This is a genomic window from Croceibacterium sp. TMG7-5b_MA50, assembly GCF_039830145.1.
In the GTDB taxonomy this organism is placed as follows: domain Bacteria; phylum Pseudomonadota; class Alphaproteobacteria; order Sphingomonadales; family Sphingomonadaceae; genus Croceibacterium.
The window spans coordinates 796,678-818,108 of record NZ_CP156082.1 but is presented as its reverse complement, the minus strand read 5'-3'; the positions used below and the strand labels follow the sequence as shown (position 1 = coordinate 818,108).

Below are 21,431 nucleotides of genomic sequence, written 5' to 3'. Positions count from 1 at the left end.
CGGCGCTTAACGTTTTCCACAACACTGGCGTGGCATGGGCAGGGTCCAGACAATCGGGATCACCTGCTCCATGCCCGCGCGCGGCGCCCATCTTTCGGTTATCGACATGCGCATGGCGCGGCGTCACGATGTCGCCTGCACGATCGCTGCCGAGCATCTGGGCCGCGCCTGCGAGCTGGTGCTGAACCTGCGCAATATCAGCGCCAACGGCGTCCTGATCGAGCCATCGCCGGGCCTGGTCCGGGGCGACCGGCTGATTTTGCGCCTGCCTGCGCTGGGCCAGATCGAGGCCTATTGCATCTGGACGATCGACACCCGCGCCGGGTGCCAGTTCGAACGCATCCTGCATCCGGAGGAATTTGGCGCGGTGCTGGCCAGGATGAAGCCGGAGGCACTGGCGGGCTAGCCACGCTTCCACCCCTGCAAGCTGTGCGCTGCTTGGCACCTGCCGGCGCGGCTGCCATGGCACGGGGTGTGATCCAGCACAGTGCCGCCCTGCCCGTACCCGCCAGCCCGCTTGCCATTTCGGCCTATCGTCGATTCCTGCTGGCGCGGGTCTTCGCAGTGTTCGCGACGCTGAGCGTCGTGGTGCTGATCGGGTACCAGACCTATGACGTGGCGCGGGCCGATTACGGCATGGATCGGCGCGACGCTGCCTTCATGCTCGGCCTGCTGGGACTGGCGCAGTTCGTGCCGATCGCGCTGCTGACCCCGCTGGCGGGCGTCGCCGCCGACCGGTTCGACCGGCGACGGGTGGTGCTGTGCGCCAACACGATCGACAGCGTGATCGCCTTGACGCTGGCGATCTGCACCTGGCGCGACGCCCTCAGCCTGCCGCTGCTGTTCACGCTGGCGGCGTGCCATGGTTCCGCCCGGGTCTTCAACGGCCCCGCGCTGGCAGCGATCGCGCCCAATATCGTGCCGCCCGTGCTGCTGCCGCGTGCCATCGCGCTGTCATCCATGGCGTGGCAGATCGGCACGGTGGTGGGGCCGGCCACGGGGGGCCTGCTGTTCGGCTGGAACCCGTCCGCGCCGTTCTTCCTCGCCGCCGGGATGGTGCTGACGTCCGGCCTGCTGATCTCCAGCCTGCCGCCGGTACGCGCCCGGCACGACAAACCCCCGGCGCACCCTTTCCGGCAGGTCGCCGAAGGGTTCGGCTTCGTGCGCGGCAACCGGTTCCTGATGGGCTGCATCACGCTGGACCTGTTCGCCGTGCTGCTGGGCGGCGCGACCGCCATGCTGCCGGTCTTCGCGCGCGACATCCTGATGGTGGGGCCCGAAGGGCTGGGCCTGATGCGCGGCGCACCCGCCGCGGGCGCCGCGGCGGTGGCGGCGTTGCTGGCGGTCCGTCCGCTGGAACGGCGCGTGGGCACGCGGATGCTGTGGGCGGTGGTGGTGTTCGGGCTGGCGACCATCGCCTTCGCCCTGTCGCGCAACCTGTGGCTGTCGCTCGCCTGCCTGGTGGTGCTGGGCGCGGCGGACATGGTGTCCGTCTTCATCCGCAGTTCGCTGGTGCAGCTGGCGACGCCCGACACGATGCGCGGGCGGGTGTCGGCGATCAGCGGCCTTGCCGTCTCCGCCTCCAACGAGCTGGGCGAACTGCAATCGGGCATGGCGGCGGCGCTGCTGGGCGCGGTATGGGCAGTGGCGGCCGGCGGGGTGGGGGCGATCGTCGTTACCGGATTGTGGGCCTGGCTCTTCCCGGAACTGCGGCGTGTCACCACGTTCTCCACCCGCTATATCGACACTGCGACATCCAAAGAGGAGCCTGCCCCATGAAGGCCGACAGCGTTCTTGCCACCATCGGGAACACCCCGCATATCCGTCTCGCGCGCCTGTTCCCCGACCACGAGGTCTGGGTGAAGAGTGAGCGGGCCAATCCGGGCGGATCGATCAAGGATCGCATCGCCCTCGCCATGGTGGAGGATGCGGAGGCGCGCGGCGCGTTGCAGCCGGGCGGGACGATCATCGAACCCACGAGCGGCAATACCGGCATCGGCCTCGCCATGGTGGCCGCGGTCAAGGGTTACCGGCTGGTGCTGGTGATGCCCGAATCGATGTCGCTGGAACGGCGGCGGCTGATGCTGGCCTATGGCGCGACCTTCGACCTCACGCCCAAGGAGCGCGGGATGAAGGGTGCGCTGGAGCGGGCGCAGGAGCTGCTCGAGAGCATCGAGGGCGCGTGGATGCCACAGCAGTTTGAGAACCCGGCTAATGTCGCCGTCCATGCCCGGACCACTGCGCGCGAGATCCTGGCCGATTTCGCCGACGCGCCGCCCGCGCTGCTGATCACCGGCGTCGGCACCGGCGGGCACCTGACCGCCTGTGCGGAGGTGCTGAAGGGTGAATGGCCGGAGCTGAAGGCCTATGCCGTGGAGCCGAGCCTGTCGCCCGTCATCTCCGGCGGGCAGCCCGGGCCGCACCCCATCCAGGGCATCGGCGCGGGCTTCGTGCCGGGCAATCTGCACATGCAGGCGATCGACGGGGCGATCCAGGTCGATCCCGACGATGCCAAGGACATGGCACGCCGCTGCGCCGCGGAGGAAGGGTTGCTGGTCGGCATTTCCAGCGGGGCGACACTCGCGGCGATCCGGCAGAAGCTGGCTGACCAGCCGGCGGGCACCCGCGTGCTGGGCTTCAATTACGACACGGGCGAGCGGTACCTGTCGGTTCCCGACTTCCTGCCGGCGGAATGACGGATCAGGCTGGCTGGAGGGCACCGTCCTCCAGCCGGCGGTAGAAGCAGGTGGGCGCGCCGGTGTGACATGCGGGGCCAGCCGGCGTGCATCGCAGCACTAGCGCGTCCTGGTCGCAATCGACCAGGATCGCCTGCACTCGCAAGACATGGCCCGAGGTCTCGCCCTTCATCCACAACCGGCGGCGGCTACGCGAATGGAAGTGCGCCATGCCGGTGCGCTGCGTTGCCTCCAGCGCTTCCCGATCCATGAACGCCACCATCAGCACCGCGCCGGTCGCGGCGTCCTGCGCCACCGCCGTCAGCAGGCCCGCCGCATCAAAGCGCGGCAGGAAAGCGGTGCCATGTTCCCGCAGTGCAACATCATCTTGCTGGCCGGCGATCGCCCTTCTCCTTCAGTTCCGCGAATATCCAGCGGGGTGTGTATCGAATTGTTGCAGGATAACCACAGCGCCCTGCCAAAATCTACCGCAGCAGCAGAGTCCGCTTTTCCCGAAGGTCAAATTGAGTGATCTATCGGGCAGCGGCCGTGACGGGTCGCCGATCCGACCGGCAGCGCCGAATAGCGCCAAGGATTAGGGGGAAGCCCGGCCAGCTTACAGAAGCGACCGGGTACATGAGGGTTTGGGTTCCGGAAGTAATCGGGGGGTTGCCTCCGGAGGGCCCAGCAGTTTTCGTCACGCGGGCGCCCGGGGTGAAAGCCCCGGGCGCTTTGCTTTTGGCGAACTATACTTTTTCCAGTCAGTCGATCACGCGGGCAAAGCAGGCGACCAGCACCTCCCGCGCGCCAGCCTGCAGCAAGGCCGTGCGGCACGCTTCGCTCGTCGCGCCGCTGGTCAGCACATCATCCACCAGGATGATCCGCCGCCCCGCCAGCAGCGCACCGGCGCGTGGATGCGACACGATCGCGCCGGCGAGGACCCGTGCACGTTCCGCCCGGCCCAGCCCGCCCAGACTGCGCGTGGGGCGGCGGCGTAGCAGCGCATCCACAGCCAGCGCATGCCCGGTGATCCGCGCGACCTCGCGCGCCAGCAACGCCGATTGGTTGTAGCCGCGCCGCCACAGCCGCCGGCGATGCAGCGGCACCGGCACGATCAACCATTCGCCTTCCAGAGTCGGCAACCGCGCAGCGATCATGCGCCCCAGCAGCGGCGCCAGCGTGACCCGGCCGCCGTGCTTGAACGCCAGCACCAGCTTGCGCGAAATGGGACCATAGAGCGTGGCGGCAACCACGCCATCATCGCTGGTCTCCGGCCGCTGCACATCCTGCCAGCAGGTACCGCACAGGCCGGCCTGCGCCGCCAGCGCCAGCCCGCATGCGGGACAGCGCGGCGGGAAGACGAGGTCCGCCAGCGGAGCCAGCCCGCTTGCCAGTGCCGCCCTCATCCTTGCGTCCCCCTCACCCTTGCGCCCCCGCTTCCCGGCAGGCAGGGACGAGAGCCATGAGCAGCGCCCCGCCAATCATCTTCGAACCCGCCCGCCGCCACGCCGCCCGTGCGCGCGCCGCCATCCTGCAGGCCCAGCCCAATGCGGCGCGGTTCGTGCTGGACGACATGGTGGAGGACGTGATCGACCGGATCGGCTTCCTGCGCCATCCGATCCGCCGGGCACTGGTCATCGGCGATCGCAACGGGGCGCTTGCGGCCGAATTGCAGGCCGGCGGGGCGGAGGTGGTGCGTGCCGATGCGGCGCCGGGCGCGTCCGAGCTGTCGCTCGCGGAGGAGGCGCCCTTCCCCGCCGCGCTGGTCGGCGACGGTTTCGACCTGATCGCCAGCCTCTCCGCGCTCGACACCGTGAACGACCTGCCGGGCGCGCTGATCCACATGCGCCGGGCGCTGGTGCCGGGCGGGCTGATGCTGGCGAGCTTCGCCGCAGCCGGCAGCCTGCCCGTCCTGCGCGCGGCGATGCTGACGGCGGACGGCGACCGGCCCGCGGCGCGCATCCATCCGGGCGTGGACGTGCGATCGGGCGCGCAATTGCTGCAACGGGCTGGGTTCGCCGATCCGGTCGCCGACAGCCGCACCATCAGCGTCGGCTACCGCGCGTTCGACCGGCTGGTGACGGACCTGCGGGCGCAGGCGCTCGGCAGCGTGCTTGCGAATCCGGGACCAGCCCTCAACCGGGCGGCGCTGGCGCGAGCCCGCGCCGTCTTTCTGGAGCAAGGCGACGGCGGCCGGACGGTCGAACGGTTCGAACTCGTCACGCTGAGCGGCCGCCGCCCGTCCTGACCGTCAGGCCCTGAGCGAGGCCTGCGCCGCCGCCAGCCGCGCGATGGGTACGCGGTAGGGTGACGCGCTGACGTAATCGAGTCCGGTCGCCTCGCAGAAGGCGATCGAGGCGGGGTCGCCGCCATGTTCGCCGCAAATGCCCAGCTTGATCTCCGGCCGGGTGGCGCGGCCGCGCTCCGCCGCCAGGGTCACCAGTTGCCCCACGCCCTCCACATCCAGGCTGACGAACGGGTCGCGGGCATAGATGCCCTTGTCGACATAGACCGACAGGAAGCGCGCCGCATCGTCGCGGCTCACGCCGAGCGTCGTCTGCGTCAGGTCGTTGGTGCCGAAGGAGAAGAAGGTCGCTTCTTGCGCGATCTCGCCCGCCATCAATGCCGCGCGCGGCAGTTCGATCATGGTGCCGACGAGGTAGTCCAACGTGCGGCCGCTTTCGGCGAAGACAGCCACGGCGGTATCATCGACCAGCTTCTTCAGGATCTGCAATTCCCGCGCGGTGCCGACCAGCGGGATCATTACCTCCGGCACAACCGCTTCTCCGGTATCACCCGCGACCTGGCACGCCGCCTCGAAGATGGCGCGCGCCTGCATCTCGTAGATTTCCGGGAAGGTGATCCCCAGGCGACAGCCGCGATGGCCCAGCATGGGGTTGAATTCGTGCAGCTCACCCGCGCGGCGCTTCAGGTGCTCCACGCTGTAGCCGGTGACGCCGGCCAGCTCGGCGAACTCGGCATCGCCATGCGGCAGGAATTCATGCAGCGGCGGATCGAGCAGGCGGATCGTGCACGGCAGGCCCGCCATGGTGGTGAAGATCGCCACGAAGTCCGCCCGCTGTTCGGGCAGCAACTTGGCCAGCGCCTTGCGGCGGCCGGTCTCGTCCTCCGCCAGGATCATCTCGCGCACGGCGCTGATCCGGCTCGCCTCGAAGAACATGTGCTCCGTCCGGCACAGGCCGATGCCTTCCGCGCCGAACTGGCGCGCCATGCGACAATCCTGCGGGGTTTCGGCATTGGTACGCACCTTCATGCGGCGATGCGCGTCGGCCCATTCCATCAGCACGCCGAAGTCGCCCGCCAGTTCAGGCTCGGTCGTGGGCACCTCGCCCGCCATCACCTCGCCCGTAGCGCCGTCCAGCGTGATCGTGTCGCCTTCCGCCAGCTCGCGGTGGCCGATCTTCAGCTTGCGGTCCTTCAGCATGATGGAGACCGCACTCGCGCCGGAGACGCAGGGGCGGCCCATGCCGCGCGCGACCACCGCCGCGTGGCTGGTCATGCCGCCGCGCGCGGTCAGCACGCCCTGCGCCGCATGCATGCCGTGGATATCCTCCGGGCTGGTCTCGACCCGCACCAGGATCACCTTCTCGCCCCGGCCGGCCCAGACCTCGGCCGTGTCGGCGTCGAGCACGATCTTGCCACTGGCGGCGCCAGGGCTGGCGGGCAGGCCGCGGGTCAGCACGTCGCGCGGGGCATCGGGGTCGAGCGTGGGGTGCAGCAACTGGTCGAGCGCCATGGGATCGACCCGCAGCACCGCCTCCCGCTCATCGATCAGGCCCTCGCCCACCATGTCGACCGCCATCTTCAGCGCGGCCTTTGCAGTGCGCTTGCCCGAACGGGTCTGCAGCATCCACAGCTTGCCCTGCTGTACGGTGAACTCGATGTCCTGCATGTCGCGGTAATGCTTCTCGAGCAGCGCGAACACATCGGCGAGCTCGGCATAGGCGGCGGGCAGCGCCTCCTCCATGCTCGGCGCCTCCGCACCGGCGGCTTCGCGCGCGCTGCGAGTCAGGTATTGCGGGGTGCGGATGCCGGCGACGACGTCCTCCCCCTGCGCATTCACCAGGTACTCGCCGTAATAGGCGCGCTCGCCGGTGGCCGGATCGCGGGTGAACGCGACGCCCGTGGCGCTGGTGTCGCCCATATTGCCGAACACCATGGCCTGCACGTTGACGGCCGTGCCCCAGTCCGCCGGAATGTCGTTCAGCCGGCGGTAGACCTTGGCGCGGTCGGAATCCCAGCTGTCGAACACCGCCTGGATCGCGCCCCACAATTGCTCGTGCACGTCCTGCGGGAACGGCCGGCCGAGTTCGCGCGCGACGATCTGCTTGTATTCGGCGACCAGCGCCTGCCAGTCGGCCGCGCTCATCTCCGTATCGGCGAAGTAGCCGGCCTGCTCCTTGGCGATCTCCAGCGCTTCCTCGAACAGGCCGTGATCGAGGCCGAGCACCACGTCGCCATACATCTGCACGAAGCGGCGGTAGGAGTCCCAGGCGAACCGTTCATCGCCCGACGTGGCGGCGAGGCCCTGCACGGTCTGGTCGTTCAGCCCGAGATTGAGCACCGTGTCCATCATGCCCGGCATGGAGACGCGCGCGCCCGAGCGGACCGAGACCAGCAGCGGATCGGCCGGGTCGCCAAAGCTCTTGCCCACCGCGCGTTCGATATGCTGCAGCGCTTCTGCCACGTCGGTGCGCAGCGCAGCGCCGAACTCGGCACCGCCACGCAGATAGCTGACGCATTCCTCGGTGGTGATGGTGAAGCCGGGGGGGACCGGCAGGCCGATGCCCGCCATCTCGGCCAGGTTCGCGCCTTTGCCGCCGGTCACCGTCTTGTCACGGGCGCGTTCGTCAGCACGCGGGGCGTCACCGCCAAAGGTATAGACCGTCTGCAGCCGTTCGGCCGCCTCCACCACGCTCGCCATTTCCCGTGTCCCCTAGGATGCTTCTATTTTGCTGAAGTCGGCCACATTGTGCACCGCAGCACGAAACCGCGCAAGCAGTTCGAGCCGCGCCGCGCGCTTGTGCCGATCCGGGTCATTCACGGTCACATCGTCGAAGAAGCGGTCGATCGGCGCGCGCAGGGTGGCGAGCGCGGACATTGCGGCGCCGAAATCCTCCCGCGCGACGGCATCGGCCGCCTGCGGTTCCGCCTGGTCGAGCGCGGCGATCAGCGCTGCCTCAGCCGGTTCGCGCTGGTATTCCTGCGCGTGCCGTTCGGCCATACGGGCATCGACCACGGCCTTCAGGTCGGGATCGTCCACGACGGCGAGCGGGTCCTCCTCCCCGGTCTGGGCAATCTCGCCTTCATGGCCCTGCCAGTCCTCCTTCTTCAGGATGTTGGCGGCGCGCTTGTACCCGGCGAGGAGGTTGGCACCGTCCTCCGTGCCGATGAATGCCTGCAAGGCCTCGGTTCTGTTCAGCAGTCGCACGATATCGTCCTCCCCACCCAGGGCAAACACCGCATCGATCAGATCGTGCCTAACGCCGGCGTCCCGCTGCTGGACCTTGAGGCGGTCGGCGAAGAAGTCGAGGAGGTCGCCATCGGCGATACCCATGCGCAGGCCGTTCGCCTGCACGATGCGGATCACGCCCAGCGCCGCGCGGCGGAGCGCGAACGGGTCCTTGGAACCGGTCGGCTTCTCGTCAATGGCGAAGAAGCTGCGCAGCGTGTCGAGCTTGTCCGCCAACGCAACAGCCACCGTCACCGGGGCGGTGGGTACGGCGTCGCCCTGCCCCACTGGCTTGTAATGGTCGCGGATCGCATCTGCCACCGCATCGGGCAGCCCCTCGGCGCGGGCATAGTAGCCGCCCATCAAGCCCTGCAATTCGGGGAACTCGCCGACCATTTCGGTCACGAGGTCGGCCTTGCAGAGCCGCGCCGCCTGTTCGGCCAGCGCCGGATCGGCGCCGGGCACCATGCCCTGCTCCGCCAGCCAGCGGGCGAGCTTCGCCACGCGCTCCACCTTGCCGGCGACGGTGCCCAGCTTCTCGTGGAAGGTGATACGGGCGAGCTTCTCCGCCTGGGTGGCCAGCGGCACCTTGCGGTCCTGGTCCCAGAAGAAGCGCGCATCCGACAGCCGCGCGGCCAGCACCTTGCGGTTGCCGTCGACGATCGCGGCACCGTGGTCGCTCGCATCGATATTGGCGGTGCAGACGAAGGCGTTGGCCAGCGCGCCCGCGGCGTCCTGGCACACGAAGTACTTCTGGTTCACCCGGGCGGTAAGCTGGATGACCTCTGGCGGCACCTCCAGGAAGGCGGGGTCGAAACGGCCGAGCAGCGGCACCGGCCATTCGGTCAGGCCGGCATTCTCCACCACCAGCCCCTCGTCCGCCACCAGCGTCAGCCCGGCATCGGCCGCGGCCTTTGTCGCGCCGTCGCGGACCAGCGCCTCGCGCTCCGCATGGTCGACGATGACATGGCAGGCGCGCAGCTTCTCGGCATAGTCATGCGCGCCGCCGATGGTGATCGCGCCGGGATGGTGGAAGCGGTGGCCGACCGTGGCATAGCCGCTCGGCACGCCGGCGACCTCGCACGGGACCAGCTCCTCCCCCAGGATGGCGACGATGCCGGAGAGCGGGCGGACCCAGCGCGGGCTTTCGGTGGAGAGCGAGGCGGCGCCCCAGCGCATCGACTTGGGCCAGCTGAACGCGCGGATGATGGCGGGCACGGCCTCGGCCAGCACATCGCGGATCGCGCGCCCCGGCTTCTCGACCACGGCGAACAGCACGCCGTCGCGGTCCTGCAGCTGCTCGCGCGACAGCCCGGTCTTGCGCAGGAAACCTTCCAGCGCCTGCGGCGGGGCGGAGGCGCGGGGGCCCTTGGTCTCTTCCCGCACCGCCTGCGTTGCCTCGGGCAGGTCGCGGGCGATCAGGGCCAGGCGGCGGGGAGTGGACCAGACCGAAACTTGACCAACGGCGACGCCCGCCGCGCCCATCTGCGCCGCGAACAGCTTCTCCAGCTCGGCGCGGGCGCCGGCCTGCATGCGGGCGGGGATTTCCTCGCACCGGAGTTCGAGCAGGAAGTCCGTCACAGCGACCACTCCGGATAGGCGGCCTGCCAGCGCGGGGTCATCGCCTCCGCGTACTTCTCGCACGATCCGCGCGCCAGATCGCGTACCCGGCCCATGTAGCTGGCGCGTTCCTGCACGCTGATGACGCCGCGCGCCTGCAGCAGGTTGAAGATGTGGCTCGCCTCTACCGCCTGTTCGTAGGCGGCGATGGGCACGCCGGCGTCCAGCGCGTTCCGACACTCCGCCTCCGCCTTGCCGAACAGGTCGAACAAGGCGGCGGTGTCAGCCACCTCGAAGTTCCATTTCGACATCTGGCGCTCGTTCTCAAGGAATACGTCGCCATAGCTGACGCCGCGATCATTGAACTGGAGATCGTACACGTTGTCGACGCCCTGGATGTACATGGCCAACCGTTCGAGGCCGTAGGTCAGCTCGCCCGCGACCGGCTTGCAGTCGAACCCGCCCATTTGCTGGAAGTAGGTGAACTGCGTCACCTCCATCCCGTCGCACCAGACCTCCCAACCCAGGCCCCAGGCGCCCAGCGTGGGGCTTTCCCAGTCATCCTCCACGAAGCGGATATCGTGCTTCAGCGGGTCGATCCCGATCACCTCCAGAGAGCGCAGGTAAAGCTCCTGCAAGTCGGGCGGCGATGGCTTCAGGATCACCTGGTACTGGTAATAATGCTGCAACCGGTTCGGGTTCTCGCCATAGCGGCCGTCGGTCGGCCGACGGCACGGCTGCACGAAGGCCGCGTTCCACGGTTCCGGCCCCAGCGCGCGCAGCGTGGTGGCGGTGTGGAACGTGCCGGCGCCCATCCGCATGTCATAAGGCTGCAGGATGACGCAGCCCTGCGCCGCCCAGTAATCGTGCAGCGCCAGGATCATGTCCTGAAAGCTGGCTTGCGGGTTCCTGTTCATGCCCGGGCCATGGCGCAGCGGTCACGCAGCGTCAATCAGGCCACATTGCGGCAAAGCCACAACGATCCTATTGGTGTTGCAACCATATCGATGCAGGTGCCGCTAATACCTCCGGCCTTAGGCATCTGGACAGATGAACGGGGCAGACATGATTGGCGCGGCGTGGGGCTGGCAGGGTTTGAGACGCGGTCTGGCCGCCGGCATGGCGGCCGTGTCGCTGACGCTGGCGGGCTGCACATCGCCGGCGCCGCTGCCGGTGGTGGAACGCGCGCCGGCGGGCGCCGCGCCGGGGCCGGCGCTGTGGCGCGTGGCGGATGCGGATACCACCATCTACCTGTTCGGCACTGTCCATGCCCTGCCCCAGGGCACGCAGTGGTTCGACCCGCGGGTGGAACGCGCCTTCGCCAGTTCGGACGAGCTGGTGACGGAGGTCGACCTGTCGACCATCGGCAGTTCCGGCCTGTCGCTGAAAGGCGCGGGTATGCTGCCGGCTGGGCAGTCCCTGCGCGCGCTGATGACGCCGGAGGCGCGCGAGGCGTTCGAGGCGGCGATGGTCGGCCTGGGCCTGCCGGTCGAGGCGTTCGACACGATGGAGCCATGGCTGGCCGCCATGTCGCTGACCCTGCTGCCCGTCGTGCGCGCTGGCTACCAGGCGGATAGTGGGGTGGAGGCCGCGCTGGGCAGCAGGGCGGAGGGCAAGCGCCGTTCAGGCCTTGAACGGATCGAGGACCAGATCGCGCTGTTCGACACCATGCCCATGCCCGCTCAGCTTGCCTATCTGGAACAGGCCGTGGCCCAGACCGGACGCGGGGCGATGGCACTGGACGCCATGGTCGGCGAATGGCTGGCCGGCGATGCGGAGGATCTGGCCGCGCTAATCAACGCGGAAATGATCGATCCGGAGCTGCACGAACGCCTGCTGACCCGGCGTAATTCGAACTGGGCGGATTGGATTTCGGGCCGGCTGCAACAGCCCGGCACGGTGTTCGTCGCGGTTGGCGCTGGCCATCTGGCGGGTGCCGACAGCGTACAGGACCAGCTGCGCGCGCGCGGGTTCGAGGTCACCCGCATCTGGCAGTGAAGGCCGTTGCCGCCATATTGCTGCTCCTGCTGCTCGCGGCGTGCGGGCGCGCGGATAACTGGCCGGAGCCTTCGCCGGCGTTGTGGCAGGTGACCGGTCCGGCCGGGCAGCAGGGTTGGCTGTTCGGCACGATCCATGCCCTGCCCGACGGCGCCGAGTGGCGCACGCCGGAGCTGGACGGTGCAATCGCCGCCGCCGGACCGCTGGTGGTGGAGATCGGCGCACCCGACCCGGCACAGACACAGGCGCTGTTCGCCAGGCTGGGCCGCTCGCCCGGTCTGCCGCCGGTGACGCAGCGCCTGCCCCCGGCCGAGCGCCCCGCCCTCGACGCCGCGCTCGACCGGGCGGAATTTCCGCCCGGCATGCTGGATGGGTGGGAGGACTGGGCCGCCGCCTTGACACTGGCCAATGCGCTTCGGTCTGGAGACGTCGCCAACGGGGTGGACCGCGCGCTCGTGGCAGGCAGCACGCGGGTGATCGCGCTGGAAAGCGTGGCGGAGCAATTCGCCTTGTTCGACACCCTGCCACCTGTGGCCCAGGCCGCGTTGCTGCGCGACGCGGCGGCTGGCGGCAATCCCGCGGCCGAGGACGCCCGCACCCGCGCCTGGCTGGCCGGCGACATGGCCGCGCTGGAGCGGGATGCGGCTACCGGGCTCCTTTCCGACCCGGTGCTGCGCGAACGGCTGCAGACCGGCCGCAACCGCGCGTGGATGCCGGTGATCGCCACCTTGCTGGACGAAGGCGCCCGCCCGTTCGTGGCCGTCGGCGCCGCGCACATGCTGGGGCCGGAGGGGCTGCCCGCGCTGCTCGCCGCGCGAGGCTACACGGTCAGGCGGGTGCAATAGCTTGCCTTCGCGCCCCGCTCTGCTATGGGCGCCGGCTTCCCCGTCATGGTCATCCCTGGAGGCGTGGCGGCGGAAGCACCAACGTACAATCGAAAGGCAAGTGCTATGAGCGACGCTCTGAACCTGCCCGCCGAGCTGCGCGAACGGGCTGGCAAGGGAGCCTCCCGTGAACTGCGCCGCAATGGCCGGGTCCCCGCCGTGATCTATGGCGGCAACGAACAGCCGCAGACCATCCATGTGGAAGAGAAGCTGCTGATGAAGCAGCTGATGACCGGCCACTTCATGAACTCGATCATCCAGGTCGGCGTCGGTGGCAACACGGTCCGCACCCTGCCCAAGGATGTGGCGCTGCACCCTGTGTCCGGGCGTCCGGTCCATGTCGATTTCCTGCGGCTGGCGCGCGATGCCACGGTTGAGGTCGCCGTGCCGGTGGTGTTCGCCAACGAGGAGGCCAGCCCCGGTCTGAAGCGTGGCGGCGTGCTCAACATCGTCCGGCACGAGCTGGAACTGGTGTGCGATGCCGACAAGATCCCCAGCGAGATCGTGATCGACGTCACCGGCGTCGAAGTGGGTGATTCCATCCACATCAGCGCCGTGACGCTGCCGGAAGGCGCGACCAGCGCGATCACCGACCGCGATTTCACCATCGCCACCATCGTCGCTCCCTCCGCGCTGAAGAGCTCGGAAGGCGAGGCGGAGGACGAGGCCGCGGCGGAGGGCTGATCGCCCGCCATTGCGTCAGCATGACGGGGCCGGTGCTGCTTGGCAGTGCCGGCCCTTTTGCTATGTGCGGCCCATGCAAATCTGGACAGGTCTCGGCAATCCCGGCCCGCAATATGCGCTGCACCGGCACAATGTCGGCTTCATGGCGCTAGACGTCATTGCCGACATGCACGGCTTCGGCCCGGTGCAGAAGAAGTTCCAAGGCTGGCTGCAGGAAGGACGCATCGGGACCGAGCGGGTGCTGCTGCTAAAGCCCGGCACCTTCATGAACGAAAGCGGGCGATCGGTGGCGGAGGCGATGCGCTTCTACAAGCTGGATCTCGCCGCCCTCGCCGTCTTCCATGACGAGCTGGACCTTGCCCCCATGAAGGTGAAGGTGAAGCAGGGTGGCGGCACCGCCGGGCACAATGGCCTGCGCTCCATCGACAAGCATCTCGGCGCCGATTTCCGCCGGGTGCGCCTCGGCATCGGGCATCCGGGCCACAAGGATCGCGTCACCGGCCATGTGCTGGGCAATTATGCCAAGGCGGAGATCGACGGGTTGACCGACATGCTGGCGGCCGTCGCGGCGGAGGCGAAGTGGCTGGCGGACGGTGATGACGTGCGCTTCATGAACGATGTCGCATTGCGGCTGCAGGAATGATCCGCCACGCCGCACCGGCTGACGCCGCGGCGGCGACTGCCCTGTGGCACACCTGCGCGCTCACCCGCCCGTGGAACGATCCCGCTGCGGATTTCGCCCGCGCCCTCGCCTGCCCCACCGCCACCGTGCTGCTGCTGGAACAGGCCGGCGCGCCGATCGGCACCGTGATGGCCGGTTACGACGGGCATCGGGGCTGGCTCTATTACCTCGCGGTCGATCCCGCTCACCAGCGGCAGGGCCATGCCCGCGCACTGGTGCAGGCCGCCTGCCCTTTCCTGCAGCAACAGGGCTGCCCCAAGGTCGAGCTGATGGTCCGCAACGGCAACCCGGCGACCGCGCTCTACCAGCATCTCGGCTGGCAGCGGCAGGATGTGGAGGTCTGGGGGCTGACGCTGCAGCCCTAGCAATCCCCCGCCGCTCAGCCTATCGGGCCGGCTTTCCAGTTCTACGGAGTTAAGTGATGGGTTTCCGCTGCGGGATCGTCGGCCTGCCCAATGTCGGCAAGTCCACCCTGTTCAACGCCCTGACGGAGACGCAGGCGGCGCAGGCCGCCAATTATCCGTTCTGCACGATCGAGCCCAATGTCGGCCAGGTCGCCGTGCCCGATGCGCGGCTGGACAAGATCGCCGCCATCGCGAAGTCGGCCAAAATCGTTCCGACCCAGCTCGCCTTCGTGGATATCGCCGGTCTGGTTAAGGGTGCCAGCCAGGGCGAAGGCCTCGGCAACCAGTTCCTCGGCAACATCCGCGAGACGGACGCGATCGTTCACGTCCTTCGCTGTTTCGAGGATGACGACATCCAGCACGTCGCCAACAAGGTCGATCCCATCGCCGATGCCGAGGTGGTCGAGACCGAGCTGATGCTGGCCGACCTCGACAGCCTGGAGAAGCGCGTCCCCGCCGCTGCCAAGCGTGGCGCCGCCGGTGACAAGGAGAGCAAGGTCATCGCCTCCGTGCTTGGCCAGGCGCTGGAGCTGCTGCGCGACGGCAAGCCTGCCCGCCTGACCGAGCCCAAGGACGAGGAGGAGGCCCGCCTGTTCGCGCAGGCGCAGCTGCTCACCGCCAAGCCGGTCCTGTATGTCTGCAACGTGGCCGAAGGTGACGCCGCCACAGGCAACGAATTCTCGGCCAAGGTCTTCGCCAAGGCGGAGGCTGAGGGCGCGAAGGCGGTGGTCGTGTCCGCCGCCATCGAATCCGAGCTGGTGGGCATGGATCCGGCCGAACGCGACGAATACCTGGCGGAACTGGGGCTGGAAGAAACCGGCCTCGCCCGCGTGATCCGCGCCGGGTACGAATTGCTGGGCCTGCGCACCTTCTTCACCGCCGGGCCGAAAGAGGCACGGGCCTGGACCTTCCCCGCCGGTGCCAAGGCGCCTCAGGCGGCGGGCGAGATCCACTCCGACTTCGAACGCGGCTTCATCCGGGCCGAGACGATCGCTTTCAACGACTACATCGCCCTGAACGGCGAAGCTGGCGCTCGCGATGCCGGCAAGCTGCGGCAGGAAGGCAAGGAATACCTGGTGCAGGACGGCGACGTGCTGCTGTTCAAGTTTAACGTCTGATGGATCGTCTGGCAGAGATCTGCGCCACCAAGCTGGTCGAGATCGCGGAGCGGCAGGGCCTGCGCACCATCGCCGATCTCGACCGCATCGCCGCCACCGCCACCCCGCCGCGAGGCTTCCGCGCCGCGCTGGAGGCGAAGGCGGCGAACGGCTTCGCGCTGATCGCGGAGATCAAGAAGGCCTCGCCTTCGAAGGGACTGATCCGGCCCGACTTCCGCCCGGCGGAACATGCCATCGCCTACAGCCAAGGCGGCGCGGCGTGCCTGTCGGTCCTGACGGACGCGCCCTATTTCCAGGGGCACGAGGATTACCTGATGGACGCGCGGGCCGCGTGCGACCTGCCGGTGCTGCGCAAGGATTTCACCCTCGATCCGTGGCAGGTGGCGGAAGCGCGCGCGATCGGCGCGGACGCCGTCCTGCTGATCGTCGCCGCGCTCGAAGACGGACAGATGGCCGAACTGGAGGCTGCTGCGCTGGAACGCGGCATGGACGTGCTGGTGGAGGTCCACGATGCCGCCGAGATGGAGCGGGCCGCTCGCCTCCGCTCGCGCCTCATCGGGGTCAACAATCGCGATCTGAAGACCTTCCGCACCGATCTCGCCGTGACGGAACAACTCGCCCCGCTCGCGCCCGAAGGCACGCTGCTGGTCGGCGAGAGCGGCATCGCCACTCATGCCGACTGCCGGCGGCTGGCGGAACACGGCGTGCGCACCTTCCTGGTGGGTGAGAGCCTGATGCGGCAGCCGGACGTGACCGCCGCGACCAGGGCCTTGTTGGAAGGTTAGCTCCTACAGCCGCTCGATCTGCCGGGCGGCCTCGTCCAGGATAGCGGCCACCTCGTGCGGCAACTCGGCGGCGTCCGCGCCGCCGGCGCGCATCCGGTGCTTCACCGCCATCATCAGGTTCGCCGTCGCGCGCTCCACCGCCGGGGCGCGGCCGTGTTCGGCATGGCGGGCCATCTGTTCCAGCCGGGCCATCGCCTCGTCCGCCTGCTCCACCTCGGTCGCCAGCACCACCTCCCCCGCCGGGGTGATGGCGAACTTGCGGCGCTGATCCTCGCTCGCCTGCTCGGCGATCAAGCCCTCGTCCGCCAGTAGCGCCAGCGTCGGATAGACCGCGCCGGGGCTCGGGGCATAATGGCCGCCCGACAAGTCCTCGATCGCGCGGATCAGGTCATAGCCGTGGCGCGGCTCGGCCGCGATCAGCCGCAGCAACACCAGCCGCAGCCCCGCCCGGTCGAACCGGCGCCCGCGTCGCCCACCGCCATCACCGCCGCGCCCCTGGCGTCCCTTGCCGCCGAACGGACCATCGGGCCCGAACGGACCTGACGGGCCGAACGGGCCACCGGGGCCGAACGGCCCATCCGGACCGAACACCCCGTCGGGTCCGAAGACGCTGCCGCCACCGCCGCCGCCCTGCCGGGCCCAGCCCTGCCAATTGCCGCCACGCTGCATGGCGTGCTTCATCCAGTGCCTCGCCTCATGACCCAGCCAGTCTCGATCCGGTCGCATGTCGCTTGTTTCCTTAATGAACATATCTGTGATATATCATGAGCGGTTCTGCTTTCAAGAGGTGATCTGCGCCTCTGTCCTACTCGTCCACTGTCTGCCATGAGCACACGGATGACCTTTCCCCTGCTTCACCGGGCCGCGCATACGCCTACGACCTCACGCCTTGCTGACCTTGCGCCTCGCCGGTCAGCTCCGTCGGTTCGGCCATTCGGAGGTGTCAACTTAGTGTCAACTTACGCCGGATTGGCTCTTCACGGGGTTGCTGCATGACCGCCCTGACCCACCTCGACGAAACGGGCGCCGCGCGCATGGTCGATGTCGGTGGCAAGCCGCAGACGGCCCGCTCCGCCACCGCCGCTGGGCGCATCACCATGTCGGCAGAGGCGCTCGCCGCCATCCGCGATGGCAGCGGGCCGAAGGGTGACGTGCTCGCCGCCGCGCGTATCGCCGGCATCATGGCGGCCAAGAAGACGGGCGAGCTGATCCCGCTGTGCCATCCGCTGGCGCTCGACACCGTGAGCGTGGATTTCAGCTTTGCCGATGATCGCACGGTGGAGGTGAGCGCGCGCGCCGCGCTGACCGGAAAGACTGGTGTCGAGATGGAGGCGATGACGGCGGCGGCCATCGCATTGCTGACGATCTACGACATGGCCAAGGCGATCGACAAGGGCATGGTGATCGACACCGTTCGCCTGGTCGAGAAGACCGGCGGCAAGAGCGGCGCCTGGCGCGCGCCATGATCCCGCCCATCCCGCTGGAGGAGGCGCAGCGGCGCCTGCTCGCCGCCGCCGCGCCATTGGGGACGGAACAGGTCGCCACGGCCGAGGCCGCAGGCCGCTTCCTGGCGGCGCCGCTTGCCGCCATCCGCACGCAGCCGGCGGCGGACCTGTCGGCGATGGACGGCTATGCCATGCTGGGCGACGATCTGGCGGGGCCGTGGCAGGTCGTCGGCCGCAGCGCCGCCGGCCGACCGTTCACCGGCACACTCGCGCTGGGGCAATGCGTGCGCATCGCCACCGGCGCGCTGATGCCCGCCGATGCCGCAGCCGTGCTGCTGCAGGAGGAGGCGGCACGCGACGGCGACACGCTCAACCTGCTGCCGGGTGGCGAGGCCAGCGCGCGCCATGTCCGCCGGGCCGGCTTCGATTTCGCGGCGGGCGACCCGCTGCTGCCGGCGGGCGCTCCCGTCGGCCCGGCCCAGATCGCGCTGCTGCTGTCGGCCGGGCACGCCGCGTTGCCCGTTGGCCGACGTCCCCGCCTCGCGGTGCTCGACAGCGGAGACGAGCTGGCCACCGATCCCGCAACCTGCGCGCCGCACCAGATCCCCGCCAGCAATGGCGCCATGCTCGCCGCCATGGCGGGACCGCACGTCGCGACCCTCACCCGCATCGGCCCGGTTGCCGACACGCTGGAGGCGCTCGCCGACGCGTTGCAGCAGGCCGAAGGCGCGGACGTGCTGGTCACCAGCGGCGGAGCCTCCGTCGGCGATCATGACCTGATCCGTCCCGCGCTGGAAGCGTGGGGCGCGACGATCGACTTCTGGCGGGTGGCGATCCGCCCGGGCAAGCCGCTGCTGGTGGCGCGGCGCGGCGATCAATGGATCATCGGCCTGCCAGGCAATCCGGTGTCGAGCTACGTCACCGCCGTGCTGTTCCTGTTGCCGCTGCTGCGTGCGCTGGCCAGGGCGAGCGATCCGCTGCCCCGCACGTTGCGATTGCCCCTCGCTACGCCACTGCCGGCGGCGGGCACCCGGATGGAGTTCCTGCGCGGGCGCCTCACCCCCAACGGCGTGGTGCCGCAGGGTAAGCAGGATTCGAGCGCCCTGCTGAGCCTTGCCGGGAGCGACGCGCTGATTCGCCGCCCTGCACGGGCGATGGCAGCCGCCGCGGGCGAGATGGTGGAGATACACCTGCTCGCTTGACGTATGTTCGGAAGTTTCCTACTTGTTCCGTATCCGTTCCCGAAACGGTCGGTCTTTGTTGGGATAGGCGTCATATGCTCACCGCCAAGCAGCACGAACTGCTTCAGTTCATCCAGCAGCGGCTGGAAGCGACCGGCATCAGCCCCTCTTTCGAGGAGATGAAGGACGCACTCGACCTGCGCAGCAAGTCCGGTGTCCACCGCCTGATCTCCGCGCTGGAGGAACGCCAGTTCATCCGCCGCCTCCCCAACCGTGCCCGTGCGCTGGAGGTGTTGCGTCAGCCTGAGAACACGACGCGGCCGGCAGTTGCCAACGACGTGACCCCCGCCCGCCCGGCCCGCACGACGCCCGAACCGGCGAACGATGTGATCGAAGTGCCGCTGCATGGTCGGATCGCAGCCGGCCTGCCGATCGAGGCGCTGGAGGACAGCCGCAGCCTGCCCGTCCCCGCTGCCTTGCTTGGCGCGGGTGAGCATTACGCGCTGGAGGTCTCCGGCGACTCCATGGTCGAAGCCGGCATTCTCGACGGCGACTACGCACTGGTGAAGCGCACCGACAGCGCTCGCGATGGTGAGATCGTCGTGGCGCTGATCCGGGGCGAGGAGGCGACGCTCAAATATCTGTGGCGCGAGAAGGGCGGAATGGTCCGGCTCGACCCGGCCAACAGCGCCTACGACCCGCAGCTCTACCCCGCCGGCGACGTGCTGGTGCAGGGCAAGCTAGCGGGACTGCTGCGGCGATATAATTGAGGGTCGGGCGCGCTCAGTGCGCGCCCACCTTCAGCACCTTGTGCAGCACGAAGGCGATAATGGAGCCGAGCACCAGCCCGACCACGGCTGAGATGCCGGCATAGCCGAGCCAGCCCAGAACACCGCCCCCCACGCCGCCATGCGCGGCCAGCCAGTGTTCCGCATCATGCGCCAGGTGCGCCGGTCCGGGTACCCCCAGCACCTCGCCCGAATGCAGCACGATCCCGCCGCCGACCCACAGCATGGCGATCGTGCCGACGATCGACAGCAGCGTCAGCACGCGCGGCATGGCCAGCAGCAGTCCCCGGCCGAGGCTCTGCGCGCCGGCGCTGTCCCGCTTGGTCAGGTTGAGCCCGACATCGTCCATCTTCACGATCAGCGCGACCACGCCATAGACGACCACGGTGATGACGATGCCCACCAACGCCAGCGTCACGCCACGCGTCACCAGCGTCTGGTCCGCGACCTCCGCCAAAGCGATCGCCATGATCTCCGCCGACAGGATCAGGTCGGTGCGCACGGCGCCGCTGACCCGCGCCTTCTCGAACGCGGCCGGATCGGTGATCGGATCCTCCAGCGTCTCGCCATGCTTGGCGCCGCCCAGCTTCTCCATCACCTTTTCCGCGCCTTCGTAGGCGAGGAACAGCCCACCGGCCAGCAGCAGCCAGGTGATCGCAGCCGGCAGCAGCTCGCTCAGCAGCAGGGCGCCGGGCAGCAGGAACACCAGCTTGTTGATCAGGCTGCCCTTGGCGATGCGCGCGATCACCGGCAGTTCGCGGTCGGGCGTGAAGCCGGTGACGTAGGACGGGGTGACCGCCGCATCGTCGATCACGACGCCCGCAGCCTTGCTGCCGGCCTTGGCGGCCGCGGCGCCCACATCGTCGATCGAGGCGGCCGCAACCTTGGCGATCACCGCCACATCGTCCAGCAGGGCGACCAGTCCACCGGGCATCAGCTATTCTCCGTTGCAGATTCGCCCGGCTTGGTAGCAGATCGCAGGAGGCGTGCTATCCACGTCAGCGCCCTTGCCTTTCGCGTCCGATCCGCTAAGGCGCCCGCTTCCCGCGCTGGCGATCCGCGCCGCACGGGTCAGCAGAAAGCCGGAGGGGCCGATGCCAGCGCGTGATGCGCATGGCAGATAGCCAGCGATCGGCAGGAAGTGAAAAGGAAGCGCACACATGGCTCTTTACGAGCACGTGTTCCTCGCGCGTCAGGATCTGAGCCAGGCTCAGGTGGACGCGCTCGCCGCCTCGATCACGGAGATCGTGGAAGCGAACGAGGGCAAGGTCACCAAGACCGAGAGCTGGGGCCTGAAGTCCCTCGCCTATAAGATCGACCGCAACCGCAAGGCGCACTTCGTGCTCCTGAACCTGGAAGGTCCGGGCGCGATGGTGGCCGAGCTTGAGCGTCAGAACCGCATCAACGAAGACGTGATCCGCTGGCTGACCATCGCGGTCGAGGAACACGAGGAAGGTCCGTCGGCGCAGATGCGCAAGCAGGAACGTGACCGCAAGCGTCGTGGGGATAGCAACTGATGGCCCGTCCGTTTTTCCGCCGCCGCAAGTCCTGCCCGTTCTCGGCCAAGGACGCCCCGGCGATCGACTACAAGGACACCCGCCTGCTGCAGGGCTTCATGTCCGAGCGTGGCAAGATCGTCCCGAGCCGCATCACCGCCGTTTCCGGCAAGAAGCAGCGCGAGCTGGCCAAGGCGATCAAGCGCGCCCGCCATCTGGGCCTGCTGCCCTACGTCGTGAAGTAAGGAGCGCTTACCC

Annotated in this window: 23 protein-coding genes; 16 read left to right on the top strand and 7 right to left on the bottom strand. The window is 68.9% G+C overall.

Translation table 11 applies throughout. The features are described from left to right. Positions 1 to 34: 34 nt before the first annotated feature. Genes V5740_RS04065 through cysK form a run of 3 tightly spaced genes read left to right on the top strand, consistent with a single transcriptional unit; the run spans position 35 to position 2,696 of the window. Entirely contained in the window at positions 35 to 406 is a 372-nt protein-coding gene (locus V5740_RS04065; protein ID WP_347303804.1) for a PilZ domain-containing protein, read from the top strand. Between the two features lie 56 nt (positions 407 to 462). After that, complete coding sequence (locus tag V5740_RS04060; protein WP_347303803.1) at positions 463 to 1,779, top strand: MFS transporter; 1,317 nt, start codon at positions 463 to 465, stop codon at positions 1,777 to 1,779. Continuing rightward, a complete protein-coding gene (gene cysK / locus V5740_RS04055; protein ID WP_347303802.1) occupies positions 1,776 to 2,696 on the top strand; it encodes a cysteine synthase A in 921 nt (306 codons plus the stop codon). The genes V5740_RS04060 and cysK overlap by 4 nt, the downstream gene beginning before the upstream one ends. Positions 2,697 to 2,700: 4 nt before the next feature. Here the strand turns inward: cysK and hisI are convergent, their stop codons facing one another. Together hisI and V5740_RS04045 are read right to left on the bottom strand one after the other, a co-directional pair. Beyond that, the gene (gene hisI / locus V5740_RS04050) at positions 2,701 to 3,078 is read right to left on the bottom strand and encodes a phosphoribosyl-AMP cyclohydrolase (protein ID WP_347304437.1); all 378 of its coding nucleotides are present in this window, start codon (positions 3,076 to 3,078) and stop codon (positions 2,701 to 2,703) included. A 358-nt stretch (positions 3,079 to 3,436) separates the two neighbouring features. Continuing rightward, complete coding sequence (locus V5740_RS04045) at positions 3,437 to 4,081, bottom strand: ComF family protein (RefSeq protein WP_347303801.1); 645 nt, start codon at positions 4,079 to 4,081, stop codon at positions 3,437 to 3,439. A 56-nt stretch (positions 4,082 to 4,137) separates the two neighbouring features. Here V5740_RS04045 and V5740_RS04040 point away from each other — a divergent pair, with 56 nt between their 5' ends. Further along, positions 4,138 to 4,923: a methyltransferase domain-containing protein gene (locus V5740_RS04040; RefSeq protein WP_347303800.1), complete on the top strand. Its 786-nt coding sequence runs from the start codon at positions 4,138 to 4,140 to the stop codon at positions 4,921 to 4,923. Positions 4,924 to 4,926: 3 nt separating this feature from the next. Here V5740_RS04040 and ppdK read toward each other — a convergent pair whose 3' ends face one another. Genes ppdK through V5740_RS04025 form a run of 3 tightly spaced genes read right to left on the bottom strand, consistent with a single transcriptional unit; the run spans position 4,927 to position 10,625 of the window. After that, the gene (gene ppdK / locus V5740_RS04035; RefSeq protein WP_347303799.1) at positions 4,927 to 7,620 is read right to left on the bottom strand and encodes a pyruvate, phosphate dikinase; all 2,694 of its coding nucleotides are present in this window, start codon (positions 7,618 to 7,620) and stop codon (positions 4,927 to 4,929) included. Between the two features lie 12 nt (positions 7,621 to 7,632). Beyond that, complete coding sequence (gene glyS / locus V5740_RS04030; RefSeq protein WP_347303798.1) at positions 7,633 to 9,729, bottom strand: glycine--tRNA ligase subunit beta; 2,097 nt, start codon at positions 9,727 to 9,729, stop codon at positions 7,633 to 7,635. Further along, complete coding sequence (locus tag V5740_RS04025) at positions 9,726 to 10,625, bottom strand: glycine--tRNA ligase subunit alpha (protein ID WP_347303797.1); 900 nt, start codon at positions 10,623 to 10,625, stop codon at positions 9,726 to 9,728. Before V5740_RS04025 ends, glyS begins: the two co-directional genes overlap by 4 nt. A 133-nt stretch (positions 10,626 to 10,758) precedes the next feature. On the opposite strand from V5740_RS04025, the gene V5740_RS04020 reads away from it, so the two are divergent. The 7 genes from V5740_RS04020 to trpC all read left to right on the top strand — a co-directional run bounded on the left by V5740_RS04020 (position 10,759) and on the right by trpC (position 16,263). Further along, positions 10,759 to 11,706, top strand: a complete 948-nt coding sequence (locus V5740_RS04020; RefSeq protein WP_347303796.1) for a TraB/GumN family protein — start codon at positions 10,759 to 10,761, stop codon at positions 11,704 to 11,706. After that, positions 11,703 to 12,551 carry a TraB/GumN family protein gene (locus V5740_RS04015; RefSeq protein ID WP_347303795.1) on the top strand — a complete coding sequence of 283 codons (849 nt, stop codon included), beginning with the start codon at positions 11,703 to 11,705 and terminating at the stop codon, positions 12,549 to 12,551. Before V5740_RS04020 ends, V5740_RS04015 begins: the two co-directional genes overlap by 4 nt. Positions 12,552 to 12,656: 105 nt before the next feature. Beyond that, entirely contained in the window at positions 12,657 to 13,274 is a 618-nt protein-coding gene (locus V5740_RS04010; RefSeq protein ID WP_347303794.1) for a 50S ribosomal protein L25/general stress protein Ctc, read from the top strand. Positions 13,275 to 13,347: 73 nt separating this feature from the next. After that, on the top strand, positions 13,348 to 13,917 hold the full coding sequence (pth, locus tag V5740_RS04005) for an aminoacyl-tRNA hydrolase (protein ID WP_347303793.1): 570 nt from the start codon (positions 13,348 to 13,350) through the stop codon (positions 13,915 to 13,917). Beyond that, positions 13,914 to 14,321, top strand: a complete 408-nt coding sequence (locus V5740_RS04000; protein WP_347303792.1) for a GNAT family acetyltransferase — start codon at positions 13,914 to 13,916, stop codon at positions 14,319 to 14,321. The genes pth and V5740_RS04000 overlap by 4 nt, the downstream gene beginning before the upstream one ends. 56 nt (positions 14,322 to 14,377) lie before the next feature. Further along, positions 14,378 to 15,478, top strand: a complete 1,101-nt coding sequence (gene ychF, locus V5740_RS03995; protein ID WP_347303791.1) for a redox-regulated ATPase YchF — start codon at positions 14,378 to 14,380, stop codon at positions 15,476 to 15,478. Further along, entirely contained in the window at positions 15,475 to 16,263 is a 789-nt protein-coding gene (gene trpC, locus V5740_RS03990; protein ID WP_347304436.1) for an indole-3-glycerol phosphate synthase TrpC, read from the top strand. The genes ychF and trpC overlap by 4 nt, the downstream gene beginning before the upstream one ends. A gap of 3 nt (positions 16,264 to 16,266) precedes the next feature. Here the strand turns inward: trpC and V5740_RS03985 are convergent, their stop codons facing one another. After that, positions 16,267 to 16,989: a PadR family transcriptional regulator gene (locus V5740_RS03985; RefSeq protein ID WP_347303790.1), complete on the bottom strand. Its 723-nt coding sequence runs from the start codon at positions 16,987 to 16,989 to the stop codon at positions 16,267 to 16,269. A gap of 266 nt (positions 16,990 to 17,255) precedes the next feature. Here V5740_RS03985 and moaC point away from each other — a divergent pair, with 266 nt between their 5' ends. The 3 genes from moaC to lexA all read left to right on the top strand — a co-directional run bounded on the left by moaC (position 17,256) and on the right by lexA (position 19,659). After that, on the top strand, positions 17,256 to 17,729 hold the full coding sequence (gene moaC, locus V5740_RS03980) for a cyclic pyranopterin monophosphate synthase MoaC (RefSeq protein WP_347303789.1): 474 nt from the start codon (positions 17,256 to 17,258) through the stop codon (positions 17,727 to 17,729). Next, positions 17,726 to 18,910 carry a molybdopterin molybdotransferase MoeA gene (locus V5740_RS03975; protein ID WP_347303788.1) on the top strand — a complete coding sequence of 395 codons (1,185 nt, stop codon included), beginning with the start codon at positions 17,726 to 17,728 and terminating at the stop codon, positions 18,908 to 18,910. The genes moaC and V5740_RS03975 overlap by 4 nt, the downstream gene beginning before the upstream one ends. Positions 18,911 to 18,984: 74 nt before the next feature. Beyond that, on the top strand, positions 18,985 to 19,659 hold the full coding sequence (lexA, locus tag V5740_RS03970) for a transcriptional repressor LexA (RefSeq protein ID WP_347303787.1): 675 nt from the start codon (positions 18,985 to 18,987) through the stop codon (positions 19,657 to 19,659). 13 nt (positions 19,660 to 19,672) lie between these two features. Here lexA and V5740_RS03965 read toward each other — a convergent pair whose 3' ends face one another. Beyond that, positions 19,673 to 20,611: a DUF808 family protein gene (locus tag V5740_RS03965; RefSeq protein WP_347303786.1), complete on the bottom strand. Its 939-nt coding sequence runs from the start codon at positions 20,609 to 20,611 to the stop codon at positions 19,673 to 19,675. A gap of 226 nt (positions 20,612 to 20,837) precedes the next feature. Here V5740_RS03965 and rpsF point away from each other — a divergent pair, with 226 nt between their 5' ends. After that, entirely contained in the window at positions 20,838 to 21,194 is a 357-nt protein-coding gene (rpsF, locus tag V5740_RS03960; protein ID WP_347303785.1) for a 30S ribosomal protein S6, read from the top strand. After that, positions 21,194 to 21,418 carry a 30S ribosomal protein S18 gene (rpsR, locus tag V5740_RS03955; protein WP_039094270.1) on the top strand — a complete coding sequence of 75 codons (225 nt, stop codon included), beginning with the start codon at positions 21,194 to 21,196 and terminating at the stop codon, positions 21,416 to 21,418. The genes rpsF and rpsR overlap by 1 nt, the downstream gene beginning before the upstream one ends. Positions 21,419 to 21,431: the final 13 nt, after the last annotated feature.